Origin of the sequence: Paraburkholderia sp. HD33-4 (assembly GCF_021390635.1) — a bacterium.
Lineage (GTDB): Bacteria > Pseudomonadota > Gammaproteobacteria > Burkholderiales > Burkholderiaceae > Paraburkholderia.
The window spans coordinates 140,377-157,554 of sequence record NZ_JAJEJS010000001.1; the positions used below are offsets into that span (position 1 = coordinate 140,377).

Consider the following 17,178-nt stretch of genomic DNA (forward strand, 5'->3'; position numbering starts at 1 on the left):
CGTGGGCGTGAAAAAGGACTGAAAGCACGCGATGCGCCTCGCAATACGTGAACGCGCGCTCGCCTCAGATCTTCAAACGCCGCAGCACCTTCGGCCCGACGAGCGCGATCATCGCGGCGCAGACGGCGACGACCGACAGCCCAATGGTCAGATTGGTCACCTGCGCGACCGCGCCGATGATCACCGGCCCGAGCAGCAACCCGAAATAGGCAAGCCCAGCGACGTGCGCGAGCCCCTCGGCCGCGTGGATGCCTTTCACGCTCGCCGCCGCCGCGAACAGCACCGGCATCATGTTCGCGAGGCCCAGGCCGATCAGCGCAAAGCCGGCGAGCGCGGCTACCGGATTCGGCAGCAGCAACGCGTCGACCATGCCGGCGCACGCGAGCGCCGCGCTGATCATCACGAGCTGCGGCGCGCCGAAGCGGGCGCGCACCGCGTCGCCGGCAAAACGCGCGGCCGCCATGCCGCCGGAAAACGCCGCGTAGGCGGCGCTCGCGAGTGCGGGCGTCGACAGTACGACATCGCGCATGTAGACCGTGGCCCAGTCGTACATCGCGCCTTCGGCGATCAGCGCGACCAGCGCCATCGTGCCGAGCGCCCACAGCGCCGGCGAGCGCCAGCGGCTCGCACGCGGCGTCGCGGCATCGGGATGCTCGGCGTGCGGCACGTGCGGCAGCACCGACGGGCACGCGAGCACCAGCACGAGCGCGCTGGCCGCCGCGGCGAGCGCGAGATGCACAGCCGGCGCCATGCCGCGCGACAGCAACGCTCCGCCGACCGCCGCGCCGAACATGCCGCCAAGGCTGAACATCCCGTGCAGCGACGACATGATCGGCTTGCCGAGCGCTTTTTCGACGGCGCTTGCTTCGGCGTTCATCGCGACGTCGAGGGTGGCCATGCCCGCGCCGAAGACGGCCAGCACGACCAGCAGGGTCCAGTACGCCGGGACGACCAGAATCAGCGCCGCGCAGGCGGCCATCGCGAGGCCGCCGGCCAGACAGGCGCGGCGCGTGCCGACCCGCGCGATCCACGACGCGTTGGTCACCATCGCGCCGATTGATCCGCCCGCCACCGCGAACAACGCGAACGACAGCATCGCCGGATTCAGATGGAAGCGGTCGCGCACCGTCGGCACGTGCACACCCCACGACGCGTACATCATGCCGGCGATGAAAAAAACCGCCATTGTGGCGATGCGTGCCCGTTGCCGTGCGGTCACGGACAGATCGCGATGCGCGGCGGGCAAAACGGCGAATTCGGAGGTTTGGTGATCGGGCACGGAGGTCTCGAGGCGGAGTGCGCGAGAAAGCGCATTGAAAGCGAATCTTCGATTCTATCGAAGCGTGGTGGCTTACGCTTGGAGCCGCGGTCTCGGACGCATACGATGAAACACTGTGGATGCAACGAAGCGGTAGGGCCGGATGTCATGCTTTGGGGCGCCGCGGGTGATTTTCGCATCGCCGCGCAGGGCGGCTTTTCAACCTCACCGCTCTCCGTTCATTCCTAATTCACCGAGGAACGCTCAGTTGAACATTCCCGCTCACGCTCCGCTGCATCTGCTGCACACGGCCGCGGTCGGCACGCTCGCCACGCACGCGCGCCAGCCCGAGGGCTTTCCATATCCGTCGGTGCTGCCGTTTGCGCCGGACGCGCGGCATCGTCCGACGATCCTCGTGAGCCGGCTCGCGGAGCACACGCACAATCTGCACGCCGACCCGCGCGCCGGATTTCTGGCCGTCGACGCACCCGACGGCGACGTGCTGGGCGGCCAGCGCGTCACGCTGCTCGGCCGCTTCGAGCCGGTCGACCCGAGTCCGGAACTGGTGCGCCGCTATCTGCGCTATCACCCGGATGCGGAGCGCTATCTGGTACTGGGCGATTTCACGTTCTGGATCATGGAGCTCGAGCGGTTGCGCTACATCGGCGGCTTCGGCGCGATGGGCTGGCTCGACGGCGCCGAACTCGATCCGCTGCCGCCGCTCGCAGCCAGCGAGGAGGACGCGCTGATCGCGGAATTCGGTCAGCGGCTAATTGGCGCGGGCGAAGTCATATTGTTGGGCGTCGACCGTTATGGCGCGGATCTGAAGCGAAACGGCGCGCGCCATCGTTTCGCATTCGATAACGGACGCTCCGATACCGGCTCTTTGCGCGCGGCGCTCGAAGTCTGCATCGAACGGCATGCGAATTAAGCATTTATCGTTTATCGGGAAAACACGCATGCACCAGTCGCGACGAACGCGCTCTCGCCGCAATAGTGCGCACTTATTCGATCCAAAGCTTTCATGCCATGAAATGTTTGATATGCAATAGACGTCTCTAGTCTCATTTCCTGATAGCTAAATCGTATAAATATGCATGCGAATGGGTTTTTTTCAGTGACATGCGAAATCATCTAATTGAAAGGGCCTAGCCCGATGCAGAAGCGGCGTAGGAAACTTTTTGAAACGAATTTAAATTAATTTTCCCCGGGCGCTTATCCAGTCTTTCTATTTTGTGTTAATCTCGCCATCAAATTCCGAGGCATGAAACCTTCAAAGGGCAAGTCGGCATAAGACCGGCGGTCATTTATCCATACCACAAGGGAACCTATGTCTTCATACAAGGAACTGCTCGCGCAGCGCGAGAAGCTCGAAAAGCAGATTGAAGAAGCGAAGTCGCGCGAATACGCGGAAGTCTTGAATGAAATCAAGCAGAAAATGGCGGACTACGGCATCTCGCTGAGCGAACTCGGCGGCGGCCGCGCACCGAAGGGCGGCGCTAAAGCGAGCCGCCCGCGCGCAGGCGTCGCGCCTAAATACCGCGACCCGGAAAGCGGCAGCACGTGGTCCGGCCGCGGCAAGCCGCCGCGTTGGATCGCAGGTCTTGATCGCGAAAAATTTCTGATCCAGAAGTAATCACGATCCGCCGGGTGGTAGGGGTTGCCTGCACTTAGTACGAATACCAGCAATCCGTAGCGTTTATAGCCTGCTGCAGAATCTCCGAAAGCCGCGCACCGTTCAGGGCGCGGTTTTGTCATTTGCGGCGCTGGATTTTTGTCGCATGCGCTTCACGTAACTTGAACGCGAATGCTTTTCGTTTAGATAAGCGACTGATTTAAAAGGTTTTTTTTGTGCCTTTCCCCGTGCGCGCGATTCGTGGCGGGTACAATAACAACAATTGATCTTTCCGCCCTTTTCAGCATGCAGTCCGCCGCAATCGCCCAAACCGCCGAGAAACAACGCGTTGCCCGCAAAAGTACCTTTGCGAGTATTGCGGTCAATACGGTGTTGATGACGCTGCAAATCGTCATCGGCACGATCGCGCACTCGCAGGCGCTAGTTGCCGACGGTATCCATTCCCTCGCAGATCTTATTTCCGATTTTGTCGTGCTGATTGCCAATCGGCATAGCGGAGCAAAGCCCGACGCGGATCACAATTACGGACATAGCCGTTATGAGACGGTGGCGTCGTTATTTCTCGGCGCGCTGCTGATCTCGGTCGGTGTCGGCATGTTGTGGCGCGCCGGCACGCGCCTCGCCGACCTGCAAAATATTCCCGCCGTGCACATGAGCGCGTTCGCGGTCGCAGCGCTCGTGCTGGTCTGCAAGGAAGCGCTGTTTCGCTACATGCTGCGCGAAGCAAAGCGCGTGCGTTCCGCGATGCTGATCGCGAACGCATGGCACGCGCGTTCGGACGCGGCGTCGTCGCTGGTGGTGGGGATCGGCGTGATCGGCAGTCTCGCCGGCTTGCGACTGCTCGACCCGATCGCGGCCGCCATCGTCGGCTTCATGGTCGCGCGCATGGGCTGGACCTTCGGTTGGGACGCGCTGCAGGATCTGTCGGATCGCGCGCTCGACGAAACCGCCACCGCCGACATGCGCGCGTTGCTGATGTCCACCCCAGGCGTGCGTGACGTGCACGAAATGCGGACGCGCAAAATGGGCGATTTCGCGCTCGTCGACGCACACATCCTGGTCGATCCGATGATTTCGGTCTCGGAAGGGCATTACATCGCGGAGTCGGCGCGTCTGCGTGTGCTGACCGACAAGCGCGTGCTCGATGCGCTGATCCACGTCGATCCGGAAAACGATGCGCTCGCGCATCCCCCGGTCGATCTGCCGACGCGCGAGCGCGTGAGCGCCGAGGTCGACGCGGCGCTGGCGCCGGTTGGCTTGCGGGCCGCGGCCGTGAATCTGCACTACCTGAGCACCGGGCTCGACGTGGAGGTGGTGTTGCCGGCGGCGGCGTCCGGTAACGGGCGCGCCGCAGGCGTCGCCGAGGCCGCCCGTCTGCTGGAAAGCGACTCGCAGTCGCTCGACCGCGTCGATCTGGAGGCGCTCAAGCGTCGTCTCGGCGCGCGCAAGCTCGACATACTGCTGCAATGGGATATCTCGGTGGCGCAAGGCGGTTCGGCGGCGGAACTCAAGACCGGCGTCGCCCCCGGCGGTCGGTCAACCGCCACGGAGCCTCACAACGCCGCCTGAGTTCGGAGCGTTTCGGACACCCGAAGCCGCGGCGAACCTCCGTGCCGGCCGCCGCGCATCCGTCACAACGGCAACTGCGTATCGAACTTGATTTCGCGCAGCACCACGCTCGTACGCACCTGCGCGACGGCCGGAATCTTGAAAATGCGTTCGTGCAGGAAGCTGTCGTACGCCTTGATGTCCGGCGCGACGATCTTCAGGATGTAATCGGATTCACCGGTCGTGCTGTAGCACTCGGTCACTTCGGGGCAGGTGGCGATTTCCCGCTCGAACTGCTCGACGCCGCCTTCGGTGTGACGCGTCAGATGGATATGCGCGAGCGCGCACACGTGCAAACCGAGCTTTTCGCGATCGAGCAGCGCCGTGTAGCGCTGGATCACGCCCGACTGTTCCATGTCCTTGATGCGTCGCCAGCACGGTGTGCTCGACAACCCGACCTGGTCGGAGATTTCCTGCACGGAACGGCGTGCGTCGAGCTGAAGAAGGCGCAGGATCTTCTGTGAGAACGTATCGAGTGTCAACTGCGCCTCCATTAGCGTCGCCGTATCAACGCATGGTAGAGGGCGCGAAAACGAAACGCAATGTAAAACGGCTCCCGCGAGCGAGATCGCCTAATTTATCGGGTCGGGAGCGGCGTTTTGCCCTGAGGCGTCCCCATCATCCTTGCCATCCCCCGGCAGCTCGGGCTGACGCGCGCGCAAGTCCTTCAGCATGTTGCAAAAAAGGGCTCCCTGCTCGATCGCGTCGTCGAGCGCGACGTGCGTATGGGGATGCTCGTCGAACCAGTGCTTCGGAAAACGCGGCTTGATGTTCTTGCGATACGGCAGACCGGTCATCGCGAACGCTAGCGTCTTGATGTCGAGTGCCGACCATGAGAACGGGCAGCGGCCGACGAAGCGCATCATGTACCAGAACATGTAGGTGAAATCGAAGCCGGCCGGCATCGCGACGAACACCGGCTTGCCCGGCAGCGCCTCGACCCATTCGACATAGGCGGTCAAGGCCGCCTCGGGCTTCTGCAAGTCCTGGCGGCAGGCCGCCCATGCTTCCGGCTGGGTTTTCCACCACGCTTCCTGCACCGGGTGCGGCGCCGCGCCTTCGAGCAATTCGAGATTTGCCGAGAACGTCGCGATCAGCTGCTTGTCTTCGGTGTACGCGGCGGATGCGAAGCTCAGCATCGAATGCGGGCCGGGGATCGGGCCGTCCGCTTCGACGTCGGTACTGACATAGATTTCGCTGCTCATGCGCCCACTCCGTCGGCGACGTAGGGATTCGTGCGGCGCTCGGCGCCGAACGTCGAGGTCGGGCCGTGGCCCGGCACGAACGTGACGTCGTCGCCGAGCGGCCAGAGTTTGTCGCGGATCGAGCGGATCAGGTCCGCGTGGTTGCCGCGCGGGAAATCCGTGCGGCCGATCGAGCCGGCGAACAGCACGTCGCCAACCAGTGCAAGCCGATGCGCGCGGCTGAAGAAGACCACGTGACCCGGCGTGTGGCCGGGGCAGTGGTAGACCTCGAAGGATTCGTCGCCGACTTGCACGGTGTCGCCATCTTGTAGCCAGCGGTCCGGCTCGAAGGCGTCGGCGGCCGGGAAGCCGAAGCGCGTGCTCTGGTCCGGCAGCTTGTCGAGCCAGAAGCGCTCGTCGGGATGCGGACCTTCGATCTGCACGCCGTAGTGGCTGGCGAGGGCCTTCGCGCCCGCGCAGTGATCGATATGGCCGTGAGTCAGCAAGACCTTCTCGACGGTCACGTTCTGCCGCGCGATCTCGCGCTGGATCAGGTCGAGGTCGCCGCCCGGATCGACGACGGCCGCGCGCCCGGTGGCCTCGCAGACGAGCAGCGAGCAGTTCTGCTGGAACGGCGTGACGGGGATCAGGGTGACTTTCATGGCTGGACGACGAACTGGAGAAACGTTGATTGTACCGGCCTCGAGACAGTCTCCGTCGCCCGCGCGACGGGCTTGCGCACGGCATCGACGCAGCCTTTTGCAGGCCCATTTTTGCGATAAATGTGAAGATTGATCAAGGTTTTGGGCCGCTCGCCATCCCAAAATTTTTTTTTGGGTATAATGGACTCCATGCACATCAGTTGTGCTGCCACAAGGCGATGCTTCCCCACAAAACGGGGACGCCGCTCGCCATTCAAGTAAGGGCTGTCGGAATGCCGACGGCCATCCAGTGTCGATGCGTTCGATGCACACGTCTTGCCCAGCCAGGCGCCACGCGCCTGCTACGGAATTAACCTCCGTGACGCTGGGTGGGGCCTACGCCGCCGTTCCTGTGCGCTGAGTTGCGCGCGCAAGAACGTGTCTTTGCCACGTTCAGTTGGCGGCATGTGGGGTCTGGTCAGGCTGCCGGGGACAGGTTGCGCCAGACGTGAAAATTAACCGTGCGGTAGCGGCTCAGTGAGCCGTATCCGGGCTTTGACGTACTGCGCTTTTTCGCGCGGCGCGTTGTCGTCCCTACCGCCGGAGCCGCAAGCAAGATGCCCAGCAGTCTCGCGGGTGATGCGGCTCGACAATGTGTTTGCACGTCTTATGAAAACTCGGCTATCCCGTGGTCTAGGGACTCTTTTTGCCTTTTTTGTACTGGCCGGCTGCGCCACGCCTCCGGGCGCGGGCGATACGTCTGCGAACGACACGCCGCAAAGTACGAAGAACCTGCACCTGAGCTCTTTTGGACCTCAATCGTTCGGTGGCGCGCCGGCCTCGAGCCCGAGCACGCCGAACGCGCCTGCGTCGTCGCTGGCTGACGCGCAGCCGCTCACCGACGACGGCGTCGACGTCGCGGACTTCCATCAGATTGGACGCGCGTCGTGGTATGGACGCTTCTTCCACGGCCGCCGCACTGCCAATGGCGAGCGCTACGACATGCACGCCATGACGGCCGCGCATCGTACGCTGCCGCTCGGCTCTTACGTGCGCGTGACCAATCCGGCCAATTCGCGCTCGGTGATCGTACGGATCAACGACCGCGGCCCGTACGCGCGTGGCCGCGTGATCGACCTGTCGATGGCGGCCGCCGCCATGCTCGACATGCGCCACGCCGGCACGGCGCGAGTCAAGATCGAAGGGCTCACGCAGCAGGAAGCACGCGCCGAGCTGAACGAAACGCTCGCTTCGAACTCGGATTCGGACAAGTGATGTGACGTGACGCGGCGGTGGTGCCGCGTCGGCTGAACAACAACAGCCTGTAGACAATCGAAGGGCCGCGACATGCGGCCCTTTTCTTTTTCTTTCCGACTTTTACTCGCCCGGTTCGCCTCTCAGGCGTCGGGCTCGTCTTGCTTCAGCGCCAGCGCGCGCGTGTACAACGCGTTTCGCGATGCGCCCGTGAGCGCCGCCGCGACCTTCGCCGCGCTGCTCACCGTCAATTCTTCCAGCAGGATGCCGAGCAGCGCGTCGTGATCGTGCTCGCCGGCCGCTTCGGGCGACGCGCCTTCGACCACCAGCACGAATTCGCCGCGCTGCCGGTTCGCATCGGCGGCGAGCCACGTTGGCCCTTCGGCCAGGGTGCCCTGATGCAACGCTTCGTGTAACTTCGTCAGTTCCCGCGCGATCAGCAGACGACGTGTGCCGCCGAACGCATCGGCGAGCGCCTGCACCGTCTCGACGATTCGGTGCGGCGCTTCGTAGAACACCATCGCGTGAGGATGTTGCGCGAGCGCCTGCAAGGCAGTGGAGCGCGCCTTCGGCTTTGGCGGCAGGAAGCCGAGGAACGAGAACGTCGAGACCCAGTCGCCGGTCGCGCTCAGCGCGGTGGCGAGCGCACTCGCGCCGGGCAGCGGAACCACCGCGAAGCCGGCTTCGCGCACGGCATCGACGAGCTTGGCGCCCGGATCCGAGATGCCCGGCGTGCCCGCGTCGGACACGTAGGCCACGCGCTCGCCGGCCTGCAGATACTCGATCACGCGCTGCGCCGCGGCGCGCTCGTTGTGCTGATGCACGGCGACGAGCGGCTTCGAGATGCCGTAGCGCGCGAGCAGCTGACCGGTGTTGCGGGTGTCCTCGGCGGCGATGCGATCCGCGAGTCCGAGCACGTGCAGCGCGCGCAGCGTGATGTCGGCGATGTTGCCGATCGGCGTGGCCACCACATACAGCGCGGCGGCGGGGTACTGCTGCCCTTGCGCGAGTTCGGAGAGAGGAGTCATGACACGGAACACACAAACAGACGGAACGAGGCCGACATTGTGCCATGTGGACTTGCGCGAGCAGGTCACGCCGAAGACTACGCAAAGGATGCCCAGAAACGGCAGTCCAGAAACCGCCCACAACTTTTCCGGCCCTCACCAGTCCAAATCCGTCGGCGCGGCTTTCGAAGCACGCGCGCGCGAATTTTTGCAGCGCCAGCGTTTGCGCTTCGTCGCGCGCAACGTGACGTGTCGGGGCGGCGAGATCGATCTGGTGATGAGCGATCGCGACGGCGCGCTGGTGTTCGTCGAAGTTCGCGCCCGTGCGCAGCGGCATTACGGCGGGGCGGCCGCGAGCATCGGTTGGCAGAAGAGACAGCGCATCGTGCGAGCGGCGCGGCACTATCTCGCGACGCGCGTCGCGACGAACCGCTGCACGCGCGACGAACCCGCGTGCCGTTTCGACGTAGTCGCGTTCGAGAGCGGCAGGCTCGTGTGGTTGCGCGATGCGTTTCGCGCCGACGAAGTCTGACGGGCCGCGCGGACAACGCGCGTGAGTGCGATAAACTTGCGCTCGCGTGCCGCGCGAACTCATCGGCGGCCACAGCCTGGCAGTATGACTTCACAACACGGCCGCACAATGCGGTCCATTCGCGGTAGAAGATAGAGACTCGATGTCAGTCGAACGCATCCAACAACACTTCCGCGACAGCGCGGCAGTCAAACTCGAAGCCCTCGAAACCCTGTCGATGCCGATCGCCGCCGCGATCGACACGATGTTCGCCGCGCTCGCCAACGGCAATCGCATCCTCGCATGCGGCAATGGCGGCTCGGCAGCCGACGCGCAGCATTTCGCGGCCGAGCTGATCGGCCGCTTCGAGCGCGAGCGGCCAGGTCTGCCGGCCATTGCGCTCAGCACCGACACCTCCGTGCTCACCGCGATCGCCAACGACTATTCGTTCGAACAGATTTACGCGAAACAGGTCTGGGCGCTCGGTCAGCCCGGCGACGTGTTGCTCGCGATCACCACATCCGGCAATTCCGCGAACGTGCTCGCAGCGATCGAAGCGGCGCATGAGCGCGAAATGATCGTCGTCGCGCTGACGGGCAAGGGCGGCGGACGCGCACACGAAGTGCTGAGCGACACCGACATCCAGGTATGCGTGCCGTCCGACCGCACCGCGCGCATCCAGGAAGTGCACCTGCTGACCATCCATTGCCTGTGCGACGGCATCGATGCCATGTTGCTCGGCGAAGACTGAGACTGATTCCGAAGGAGAGCTAGTTGATGAGCGTATTCCGCGTCAAGAAGACACTGGTGAGAACCGTGCTCGTGGTCGGGTTCGCGGCGGGGCTGTCGGCCACGCTGCAAGGCTGCTTTCTCGCGGTCGGGGCCGCGGCTGGCGGCGGCGCGCTGATGGCCACCGACCGCCGCACGCTCGGCGCGCAGACCGAGGATCGCGAGATCCAGGTGAAGGCGCTGTCGCAGATCAGCCAGAATCTGCCGGACTCCGCGCACGTCAACGTTACGGTGTTCAATCGCCGCGTGCTGCTGACCGGTGAGGTCGCGGGCGATGCGTCGAAGCAGCGCGCCGAGAGCATCGTGCGGAGCATGAACAACGTGAATACGATCGTCAACGAACTGGCGATCATGCCGGCGAGCTCGTTCTCGTCGCGCACCAACGACACCTACCTTGAAACGCGCGTGAAGACCGCGCTGATCGCCGAGAAGAACATTTCGGCGAACAACTTCAAGGTCGTGGCGGAGCGCGGCAATGTCTATCTGATGGGCCTCGTCACGATGGATGAGGGCAATGTCGGCGCCGACGTCACGAGCCGCGTGCCGGGCGTCGTGCAGGTGGTCAAGGTGTTCCAGTACATCCAGCCGCAGGAAGCTCAAGCGGCCGCCGCCGCCGCTGCGACTGCACCTGTCGTTGCCTCGCAGCCCGAGGTCAGCGAGCCGACGGTCGGCGCGATTCCCGATTCGTCGGTGAGCGCGCGGCCGCTCGATCAGCAGGCTCCCGCGCCGGTTAATTCGTCGACGTCGGTGCGGCCGGGTAATCCGAAGGCGGTGCCTTGATGTTTGGGATGGCGCGTGGGGGTGTCGTGTTTGCTGTGTTCACGTTGGTGGTCGGTGGGCTGGTGGGCACGATGACGTCGGTTGCACGCGCGGCGGAGTCGCCGCGCGGCCAGCAGGTCGCCGCCGCGAATGCCTGCATGGGCTGTCACGCCGTGGATCGCAAACTGGTCGGTCCGTCGTTCCAGCAGATCGCCGCGAAGTACAAGGGCGACGCGCAGGCGCCGGCCAAACTCGCGCGTAAGGTGAAGGACGGCGGATCCGGTGTGTGGGGCATGATTCCTATGCCGGCGCATCAATCGATGAGTGACGCGGACATCCGCGCGGTGGTCGACTGGGTGCTCGCGGGCGCTCCGTCCAGATGAGGTTTTCCCGGGGGCAGGAGGCTTGGCAAAAGGGAAAATGGCTGTGCTAGAATTATTTTCGATGGGGGGGTAGCTCAGCTGGGAGAGCGTCGCGTTCGCAATGCGAAGGTCGGGAGTTCGATCCTCCTCCTCTCCACCAAGAATTCATCCGACAAAATCCGGCGACGTCCGGAAAATCCCCGAAAACCCCGTAAGATCAACGCTTACGGGGTTTTTTATTGCCGGTAAGGTTCAGCGTCATCCGTTGACATCCGGGCGCGAAGAGGGATAACTTTTGGGGCAACTGTCCAAACAGTCGCTCCAGTATTCCCCAAATGGCGTTGACCGAGACCATCATCAAGAAGGCGAAGCCCGCGGACAAGCCCCGCAAGTTGTTCGATGGCGGTGGCTTGTATTTGCTCGTCTCCCCGAACCAAGGGAAATACTGGCGACTCAAGTATCGCTTCGGGGGCACTGAGAAAACTCTGTCATTCGGTGTCTATCCTAGCGTGACGCTGGCTGGTGCCCGGAATCTACGGGATGAAGCCCGAACGCAACTTGCCGCAGGTGTCGACCCCGGAGAGATACGGAAGGAGGAGCGTGCCGCCCAGCGAGACGAAGCCGTTCGCCGGGAAGTAGAAATGCGCTTTTCCGTGGACAGTGACGGCGCGCTGTCGATCCGACTTGGCGCACGCCGCGTAAATCTGAATCCATCCGAGACGGCCCAGCTTCGCACCTTTCTGGATGCAACGCGCGCCGTGCTCCCAAAGGAGTAGCGAGCATGGCACTGACTGACGTAGCCGTTCGTAATGCAAAGCCGACCGGCAAGCTCTATCGTTTGTTCGACGAGCGGGGCATGTATCTAGAAGTTTCTGCCGCGGGAGGCAAGTGGTGGCGTTTTAAATATCGCTTCGAGGGCAGAGAGAAGCGGTTATCGCTTGGCGTCTATCCGGATGTCGGGCTCAAGGATGCGCGTGAGCAACGAGACGAGCTGCGCAAACTTCTCGCGAAGGGCGTCGATCCCGGCGAACACAAAAAGGCGAAGAAGGCGGCAACGCTCGATCGAGCCACCAACTCGTTCGAAGTGGTCGCTCGCGAGTGGTTTGCTCGCCAGTCGCCGGGCTGGGCTCAAAGTCACGCGGAGAAAGTCATCCAGCGTCTGGAAAAAGACATTTTTCCGTGGCTGGGGAATCGACCTATCCACGAAATCGCGGCTCCCGAGCTTCTGACGGTCATTCGGCGAATCGAAGAGCGAGGGGCGAAAGATACGGCGCATCGGGCGATGCAGAACTGTGGTCAGGTGTTTCGCTACGCCGTGGCGACTGGGCGAGCAGAGCGCGACCCATCGGGCGACTTGAGGGGGGCTCTCCCTCCCGTTCGGCACGAGAATTTCGCATCCATCACGGAGCCGGTAAAGGTAGCAGAGCTCCTGCGCGCGATCGATGGCTTCCGTGGAACGTTTGTAGTGAAGAGCGCGTTGCTGCTGGCTCCTCTCCTATTTGTACGACCCGGCGAATTGCGCAAGGCTGAGTGGTCGGGCTTTGATCTCGAAAAGGCGGAGTGGCGTTATCTCGTGACCAAGACGAAGACGGAGCATCTCGTACCACTAGCAGTGCAGGCCGTGGCGATTCTAAGAGAGTTGCAGGCGCTCACCGGCCACCGGTCCTATGTATTTCCGGGGCGCGATCCGAACAAGCCGATGAGCGAGGCAGCAGTCAATGCTGCTTTGCGGCGCATGGGCTATGACACAAAAACTGAGATCACGGGGCACGGATTCCGGGCGATGGCTCGGACGATCTTGCACGAGGAACTGCATTTCCGGCCCGAGGTGATCGAGCATCAGCTTGCCCACAAGGTTCCGGATGCACTGGGGTCCGCATACAACCGCACCAAGTTCCTGAAAGATCGGCAGGCCATGATGCAGCGATGGGCCGACTACCTCACGACCCTTAAGGCCAACGATGTGTAATCGCCGGCCGGGTTCTAACAGGATTGATCGAACGTAGGAATCTGATACAGTCCTAACACTGCCTAACGCGGTCGTCTGTGGATACGACCGATGTTGAGAACCCGCAGTTTGGGAATCGGGTCGGGCGAAGTATTCCAGGGCTAGGAAGCCCCTTTATCACCACCTGTTGTTGCGAAGTCAGCTCGCAGGTGTGCAGCACCAAAAGCGCCCAGACGCGCTCGCATGTCAGCCTAGTATTCGCGTGGCTTGACGTGTGATGGTCGATAAAGGACTTCTCAGCGCCTGGATTATTTTCGAGCCGAATCACCAACTCTGATTGCCATGGGTTCAAAACACTCTCTCGATGGGTCGCCGACCAATGCGGCCCCTATGTATCTTGATTCTTCTGTCCTCGTGGGCGACGCGCGGCCGCCTCAAAGTGAGACAATCAATAGTCGGGTGACAACCGACGACTTCTTGCCTAAGGTACGCCGTCAACTCAAAATACGCGAGTCCGTAAGCCCTGCTGGCGCGAGTGAAACGACGTCTGCCAACTCGCGCTTGGGGCTTGCCGCGTGCGACCGCATCGTTCGACTCCCCGAGCTGCTTGCCATCTTCCAGATCAGCCGCACGACTGCTTACGAATGGCAAAAAGCGGGCCGCTTGCCGCACTCCGTCGCCCTCGGTCCGCGCGCACGCGGCTGGAAACTGTCGGACATCGAACGCTTCCTCGCATCTCTCAGTACGGAGCCGCGTGATGACTGAGGCAGCTACAGTCGATGACGAATTGCTCACCAGCGAACCGAAGGCTGCGGCAAAAGGCAAGACGTCCTACGGTGACAAGGAGCCGGGCAAAGGCGTCGTACTCGTGACGTGCCGCCGATCCGGCCACTTTGACGGCCGAACTCGCAGCTGTTGTAAATAGCATCCGTATCGACGGCACGATCGACAATTTGTCCGTCTGCCCCGCCAAGGCTATTACGTCCATTCGCATGGCTGGCTCGCACGGTGCCGAGTCGGTGAAGTCGTATGCGAGCGAGGACATTAAGGCAATGAAGCAGTCGATGGCACCGATCATCGAATGGCCGCTCGACGTCAGCAGCGCGCCCATTCCCGCTCGTCTGTAATTACTTACCCTATATACCCTGTATGACACCCTATTAAATAAATAGGTGAACTTATGATCAATAGAACAACCCGCTCGCAAGCTGACGATGACAAATTGGCATGTAATGCCTACGCCCACATCGCGCGATTGCTGGCTTCAACTAACGAGTGTGCCTGATGAAGACCCGTCCGAGTCAAATTGTCACCGCACCGCAGACAGCGACCATCAAGAAGTCCACGCAGACCGGCTTGGCGTTCCGCCCGGCTGATCGTGTGAACTTCGATACGGTCGAGTTCGCGGTTAGCGGCGTCGAGTGGGACGTGTCCGGTCAGAAGCGCAGCCTGGTCAGCAACGGTGATGGCGAAGTCCTTTTCAGCAGCACGAATCGCCTGCCGGTTACCGGCAAGTACGGCATGCACAACCTGCACGTTCGTTATAACCCGCTCACCAAGACACTGAGCGTGGAGGGCTCGCTGTTCGGTTCCATTCTCGGCCAGAACGTCTTCACTTCGCAGCGTCTCGCGAAGGGGCTGGCCTGTGTGATCCACGATCTCAGGAAGAAGTTGGGCTTCTCGTTCTCCGTGCCGATGCAGGAGCTGATCGACAAACACGTGACGTTGCGTCGTGTCGATCTGGCCGTGAATCTGCAGTTCAAGCCGGGGCGTTTCGTGAAGACGTGCCTGCATCAGATCGCGCGCCAGTTGGTCGAACAGGATTGCGCAATGAGGAAGGAGTTCACTTCTGTCTACTGGGCGCCGAGAAACGGTCGTTACTACAGCATCATCTTTTACGACAAGGGCGAAGATGTGCGCCGCAAGTCTTTGCCGAAGGCGAAGCGTACGGGCGAGGAGCCGCAGAATTTCTTCGAAAACCTGCGCGACGAGTGCGGTGGTCTGCTGCGCGTTGAAGTTCGCTTGCAGAGCGCGGAGCTGAAGAAGCAGGGGTTGCAGAACGTCAAGGCGTGGAGCGGTGATGCGCCGCGGGAGATTTTCAACCGCTACTACAGGAATGTGCCGGTGCTCAACGTCGTGTCGTCGGGAATAACTTGCGCCGACTTCGAGGGCGTGCCTGATCGTCTGCGTCCGGTAATCGCGCTGCGCAAGCTGAACGCACCGATGGAAATGGTGTATTCGGAGCGCACCATGGCGCGGCACCGTGCGGAGTTCCGCAAACGCAAGATCGACCTGAAGTCGCCCGCGCGCGAAAAAGTTATGCCGCTGGCGAAAGTGCTGACGGCTTCGCGCATCAAGCCGACGCCACCGTCGCTGGTCGATGCACGGTTCGCACCGCTGCCTGAAGAGGTCGGCGATCCGCCACGCCCCGTGAAGGGTCGTGTGTCCCGGATCACGTAGCGCTTCGCCGAACGATCGTAGCGCAAACCCTAACCGTGGCCCGCGTTCCTTAAAGGTAAAGCGGGCGATAAATGGAAATAAACAACATGAACCATGCTGAATCTGAAGGCACGGTAGTCGATTCTGCCGTCGATGGCGGATGGCAGTTGCCGTGCCCAGAAATGAAGTACATCGCGAAAGTAGCCAATGCCGACGGTGGCCATCCCGCGTACCTGATGGAAATCAGGGGCGCCGGTGGTGTCAGGAAAGAGATCGAGATTCCGATCACGTTGACCCTGAACGCGTCGCGCCTCGCACGCCATCTGATCGAGCGCGGCGTTGAACTGTACTCGAACGATGCGCCGAAGCGTGTCGCAGATTTTCTGCGTACCTGTAACGGCGGCAACACGCTCCTGCGCGCAGAGCGTGACGGCTGGATCGACTACGGTCAAGAATCGGGCTACGTTTTCGCCGACGAGCGCTTTTCCGATCGTGTCGAGCGTGTGATCCGCGCTCAGCCGAAGGCGCGCGCGTCGGCGGGTACGCTCGCGGACTGGGTTGATGTCACGGCTCTGTGCCGCGGTAATCCGCTCATGATCGTTCCGCTCTGTTTTGCTTTTGCGGCGGGTCTCCTGAAGCTGTTCGGTCAGAGCGGTCTTTGCGTGAATCTGGTCGGCGCGTCCAGCACGGGCAAATCAACCATCCTGCGCTTGCTGCAGGCCCTGACCGGTTCGCCTGACTGTCTTGCCAACTGGGAAGCGACCGCCAACGGACTGGAAGCGTATGCGGCGCAGCACAGGGACCTGCCGGTCGTCATTGACGAACTCGGTCAGTCGGATATCGCGTCGTTCGGGCAGTCCGTGTATCGCATGACAAACGGCAGCGGCAGGCTGCGCGCAAAGACAGACGGTAGTCTCGCGGATCAGGCGCAACTGTCGACCGTGATTATCTCGGCGGGCGAGGAAAGCCCTGCCGATCGTATTCGCCGTAGCGGGGAGCAGGCACTGGCAGGCCAGCTTGCGCGCTTCATTACGCTGCCGGTCAACGGCAAGCACGGCGCGTTCGATGACCTGCACGGTGAAAGCAACGGCGCAGCGTTTTCCGCGCTGGTGCGTTCGAAACTTCGCGAAACGCATGGCGTTGCGTGGAAGCCGTTCGTCCAGCATGTTGCAGCGGATGTCGCTGCGGTGTGCCGCACACATGACAAGTGCTTTGCCAGACTGCAGGCCGCCATCCGAAACGGCGGCAATCTGGATGCTTCTGTCGGTGTCCAGCAGCGCGTTCTTGAGCACTTCGCATTTGCCGCCCTTTCAGCGTTCGTCGCTTTTGACGCCGGTGTGGTCGGCTTCAACAAGAAGGAGGTCGTTTTCGCCATGCGTCGCGGCTTCGCAGATTGGCTGAAGCAGTACCGGGCGGACCTGCGAACACCAGACGACGAAATCGCAGAGAGTGTGCGCGACCTCGTGGTGACGCACCGGCATCGCCTGCCGCTGTACTCGGCGTTTTTCGACGCTGATCGCAATACGCAGATCGGGTTCGTTCACACCGACGACGATCGCGAACTGATATTGTTGCTGCCGTCGGCCATGCGAAAGATTAACGAGAAGCATGGAAAGAAAGCGGTAAAAGAAGCTTTACTTCGCAAGGGATGGCTAGTTCCCGGGCTGGAAGGCAGGCCGACCAGTCAGTTCGTCGTGCCCGGGCATCACAACTTGAAGCCGAGCACCTACGCGTTGCGCAAGGAAGCGATCTTTGCCGAGTAGCGGTGGCACCGGTTGCGTG

19 protein-coding genes, 1 tRNA gene and 1 pseudogene are annotated in these 17,178 nt (G+C 62.3%); 15 read left to right on the plus strand and 6 right to left on the minus strand.

Translation table 11 applies throughout. The features are described 5' to 3' along the window. Window positions 1-64: 64 nt before the first annotated feature. Complete coding sequence (locus tag L0U84_RS00625) at window positions 65-1,279, minus strand: MFS transporter (RefSeq protein ID WP_233846267.1); 1,215 nt, start codon at window positions 1,277-1,279, stop codon at window positions 65-67. A gap of 247 nt (window positions 1,280-1,526) precedes the next feature. On the opposite strand from L0U84_RS00625, the gene L0U84_RS00630 reads away from it, so the two are divergent. Together L0U84_RS00630 and L0U84_RS00635 are read left to right on the plus strand one after the other, a co-directional pair. After that, window positions 1,527-2,189 (plus strand): HugZ family pyridoxamine 5'-phosphate oxidase, encoded by a 663-nt coding sequence (locus tag L0U84_RS00630; protein ID WP_233846269.1) that lies wholly within the window; start codon window positions 1,527-1,529, stop codon window positions 2,187-2,189. A 399-nt stretch (window positions 2,190-2,588) separates the two neighbouring features. Continuing rightward, window positions 2,589-2,894 (plus strand): H-NS histone family protein, encoded by a 306-nt coding sequence (locus L0U84_RS00635; RefSeq protein WP_129956792.1) that lies wholly within the window; start codon window positions 2,589-2,591, stop codon window positions 2,892-2,894. Window positions 2,895-2,996: 102 nt separating this feature from the next. On the opposite strand, the gene L0U84_RS00640 is transcribed toward L0U84_RS00635, so the two are convergent. Next, entirely contained in the window at window positions 2,997-3,281 is a 285-nt protein-coding gene (locus L0U84_RS00640) for a hypothetical protein (protein ID WP_233852078.1), read from the minus strand. Here L0U84_RS00640 and L0U84_RS00645 point away from each other — a divergent pair. Further along, window positions 3,180-4,463 (plus strand): cation diffusion facilitator family transporter, encoded by a 1,284-nt coding sequence (locus tag L0U84_RS00645; RefSeq protein WP_233846277.1) that lies wholly within the window; start codon window positions 3,180-3,182, stop codon window positions 4,461-4,463. The genes L0U84_RS00640 and L0U84_RS00645 overlap by 102 nt on opposite strands. A gap of 62 nt (window positions 4,464-4,525) precedes the next feature. On the opposite strand, the gene L0U84_RS00650 is transcribed toward L0U84_RS00645, so the two are convergent. The 3 genes from L0U84_RS00650 to L0U84_RS00660 form a co-directional block, all read right to left on the minus strand. Continuing rightward, the gene (locus tag L0U84_RS00650; RefSeq protein WP_211193365.1) at window positions 4,526-4,996 is read right to left on the minus strand and encodes an Lrp/AsnC family transcriptional regulator; all 471 of its coding nucleotides are present in this window, start codon (window positions 4,994-4,996) and stop codon (window positions 4,526-4,528) included. Between the two features lie 78 nt (window positions 4,997-5,074). Beyond that, complete coding sequence (locus tag L0U84_RS00655) at window positions 5,075-5,707, minus strand: exonuclease (RefSeq protein ID WP_233846286.1); 633 nt, start codon at window positions 5,705-5,707, stop codon at window positions 5,075-5,077. Further along, window positions 5,704-6,348 carry an MBL fold metallo-hydrolase gene (locus tag L0U84_RS00660; protein WP_233846288.1) on the minus strand — a complete coding sequence of 215 codons (645 nt, stop codon included), beginning with the start codon at window positions 6,346-6,348 and terminating at the stop codon, window positions 5,704-5,706. Before L0U84_RS00660 ends, L0U84_RS00655 begins: the two co-directional genes overlap by 4 nt. A 648-nt stretch (window positions 6,349-6,996) precedes the next feature. Between L0U84_RS00660 and L0U84_RS00665 the strand changes: the two genes are divergently transcribed. Then, window positions 6,997-7,602: a septal ring lytic transglycosylase RlpA family protein gene (locus L0U84_RS00665; protein ID WP_233846298.1), complete on the plus strand. Its 606-nt coding sequence runs from the start codon at window positions 6,997-6,999 to the stop codon at window positions 7,600-7,602. A gap of 122 nt (window positions 7,603-7,724) precedes the next feature. Here L0U84_RS00665 and rsmI read toward each other — a convergent pair whose 3' ends face one another. After that, window positions 7,725-8,609, minus strand: coding sequence for a 16S rRNA (cytidine(1402)-2'-O)-methyltransferase (gene rsmI, locus L0U84_RS00670; RefSeq protein ID WP_233846300.1), 885 nt, complete (start codon window positions 8,607-8,609; stop codon window positions 7,725-7,727). A gap of 88 nt (window positions 8,610-8,697) precedes the next feature. Between rsmI and L0U84_RS00675 the strand changes: the two genes are divergently transcribed. From L0U84_RS00675 to L0U84_RS00725, 11 genes and pseudogenes are all read left to right on the plus strand, one after another. Next, window positions 8,698-9,120 (plus strand): YraN family protein, encoded by a 423-nt coding sequence (locus tag L0U84_RS00675; protein WP_233851886.1) that lies wholly within the window; start codon window positions 8,698-8,700, stop codon window positions 9,118-9,120. A 142-nt stretch (window positions 9,121-9,262) separates the two neighbouring features. Then, a complete protein-coding gene (locus tag L0U84_RS00680; protein ID WP_129956798.1) occupies window positions 9,263-9,850 on the plus strand; it encodes a phosphoheptose isomerase in 588 nt (195 codons plus the stop codon). Between the two features lie 26 nt (window positions 9,851-9,876). Continuing rightward, window positions 9,877-10,668 (plus strand): BON domain-containing protein, encoded by a 792-nt coding sequence (locus L0U84_RS00685; protein WP_233846309.1) that lies wholly within the window; start codon window positions 9,877-9,879, stop codon window positions 10,666-10,668. A gap of 71 nt (window positions 10,669-10,739) precedes the next feature. Next, window positions 10,740-11,030 carry a c-type cytochrome gene (locus L0U84_RS00690; protein ID WP_233851887.1) on the plus strand — a complete coding sequence of 97 codons (291 nt, stop codon included), beginning with the start codon at window positions 10,740-10,742 and terminating at the stop codon, window positions 11,028-11,030. 63 nt (window positions 11,031-11,093) lie between these two features. Further along, window positions 11,094-11,169 (plus strand) — tRNA-Ala (locus L0U84_RS00695). A 175-nt stretch (window positions 11,170-11,344) separates the two neighbouring features. Continuing rightward, window positions 11,345-11,644: pseudogene (locus L0U84_RS00700) on the plus strand (Arm DNA-binding domain-containing protein); the annotation flags it as partial. 146 nt (window positions 11,645-11,790) lie between these two features. Beyond that, window positions 11,791-12,978 (plus strand): tyrosine-type recombinase/integrase, encoded by a 1,188-nt coding sequence (locus tag L0U84_RS00705; RefSeq protein WP_233846311.1) that lies wholly within the window; start codon window positions 11,791-11,793, stop codon window positions 12,976-12,978. Window positions 12,979-13,347: 369 nt separating this feature from the next. Further along, window positions 13,348-13,722 (plus strand): helix-turn-helix transcriptional regulator, encoded by a 375-nt coding sequence (locus L0U84_RS00710; RefSeq protein WP_233846320.1) that lies wholly within the window; start codon window positions 13,348-13,350, stop codon window positions 13,720-13,722. Between the two features lie 128 nt (window positions 13,723-13,850). Continuing rightward, window positions 13,851-14,084, plus strand: coding sequence for a hypothetical protein (locus tag L0U84_RS00715; protein ID WP_233846322.1), 234 nt, complete (start codon window positions 13,851-13,853; stop codon window positions 14,082-14,084). 157 nt (window positions 14,085-14,241) lie between these two features. Further along, complete coding sequence (locus tag L0U84_RS00720; RefSeq protein ID WP_233846324.1) at window positions 14,242-15,417, plus strand: phage/plasmid replication domain-containing protein; 1,176 nt, start codon at window positions 14,242-14,244, stop codon at window positions 15,415-15,417. 86 nt (window positions 15,418-15,503) lie between these two features. Then, on the plus strand, window positions 15,504-17,159 hold the full coding sequence (locus tag L0U84_RS00725; protein ID WP_233846327.1) for a DUF927 domain-containing protein: 1,656 nt from the start codon (window positions 15,504-15,506) through the stop codon (window positions 17,157-17,159). Window positions 17,160-17,178: the final 19 nt, after the last annotated feature.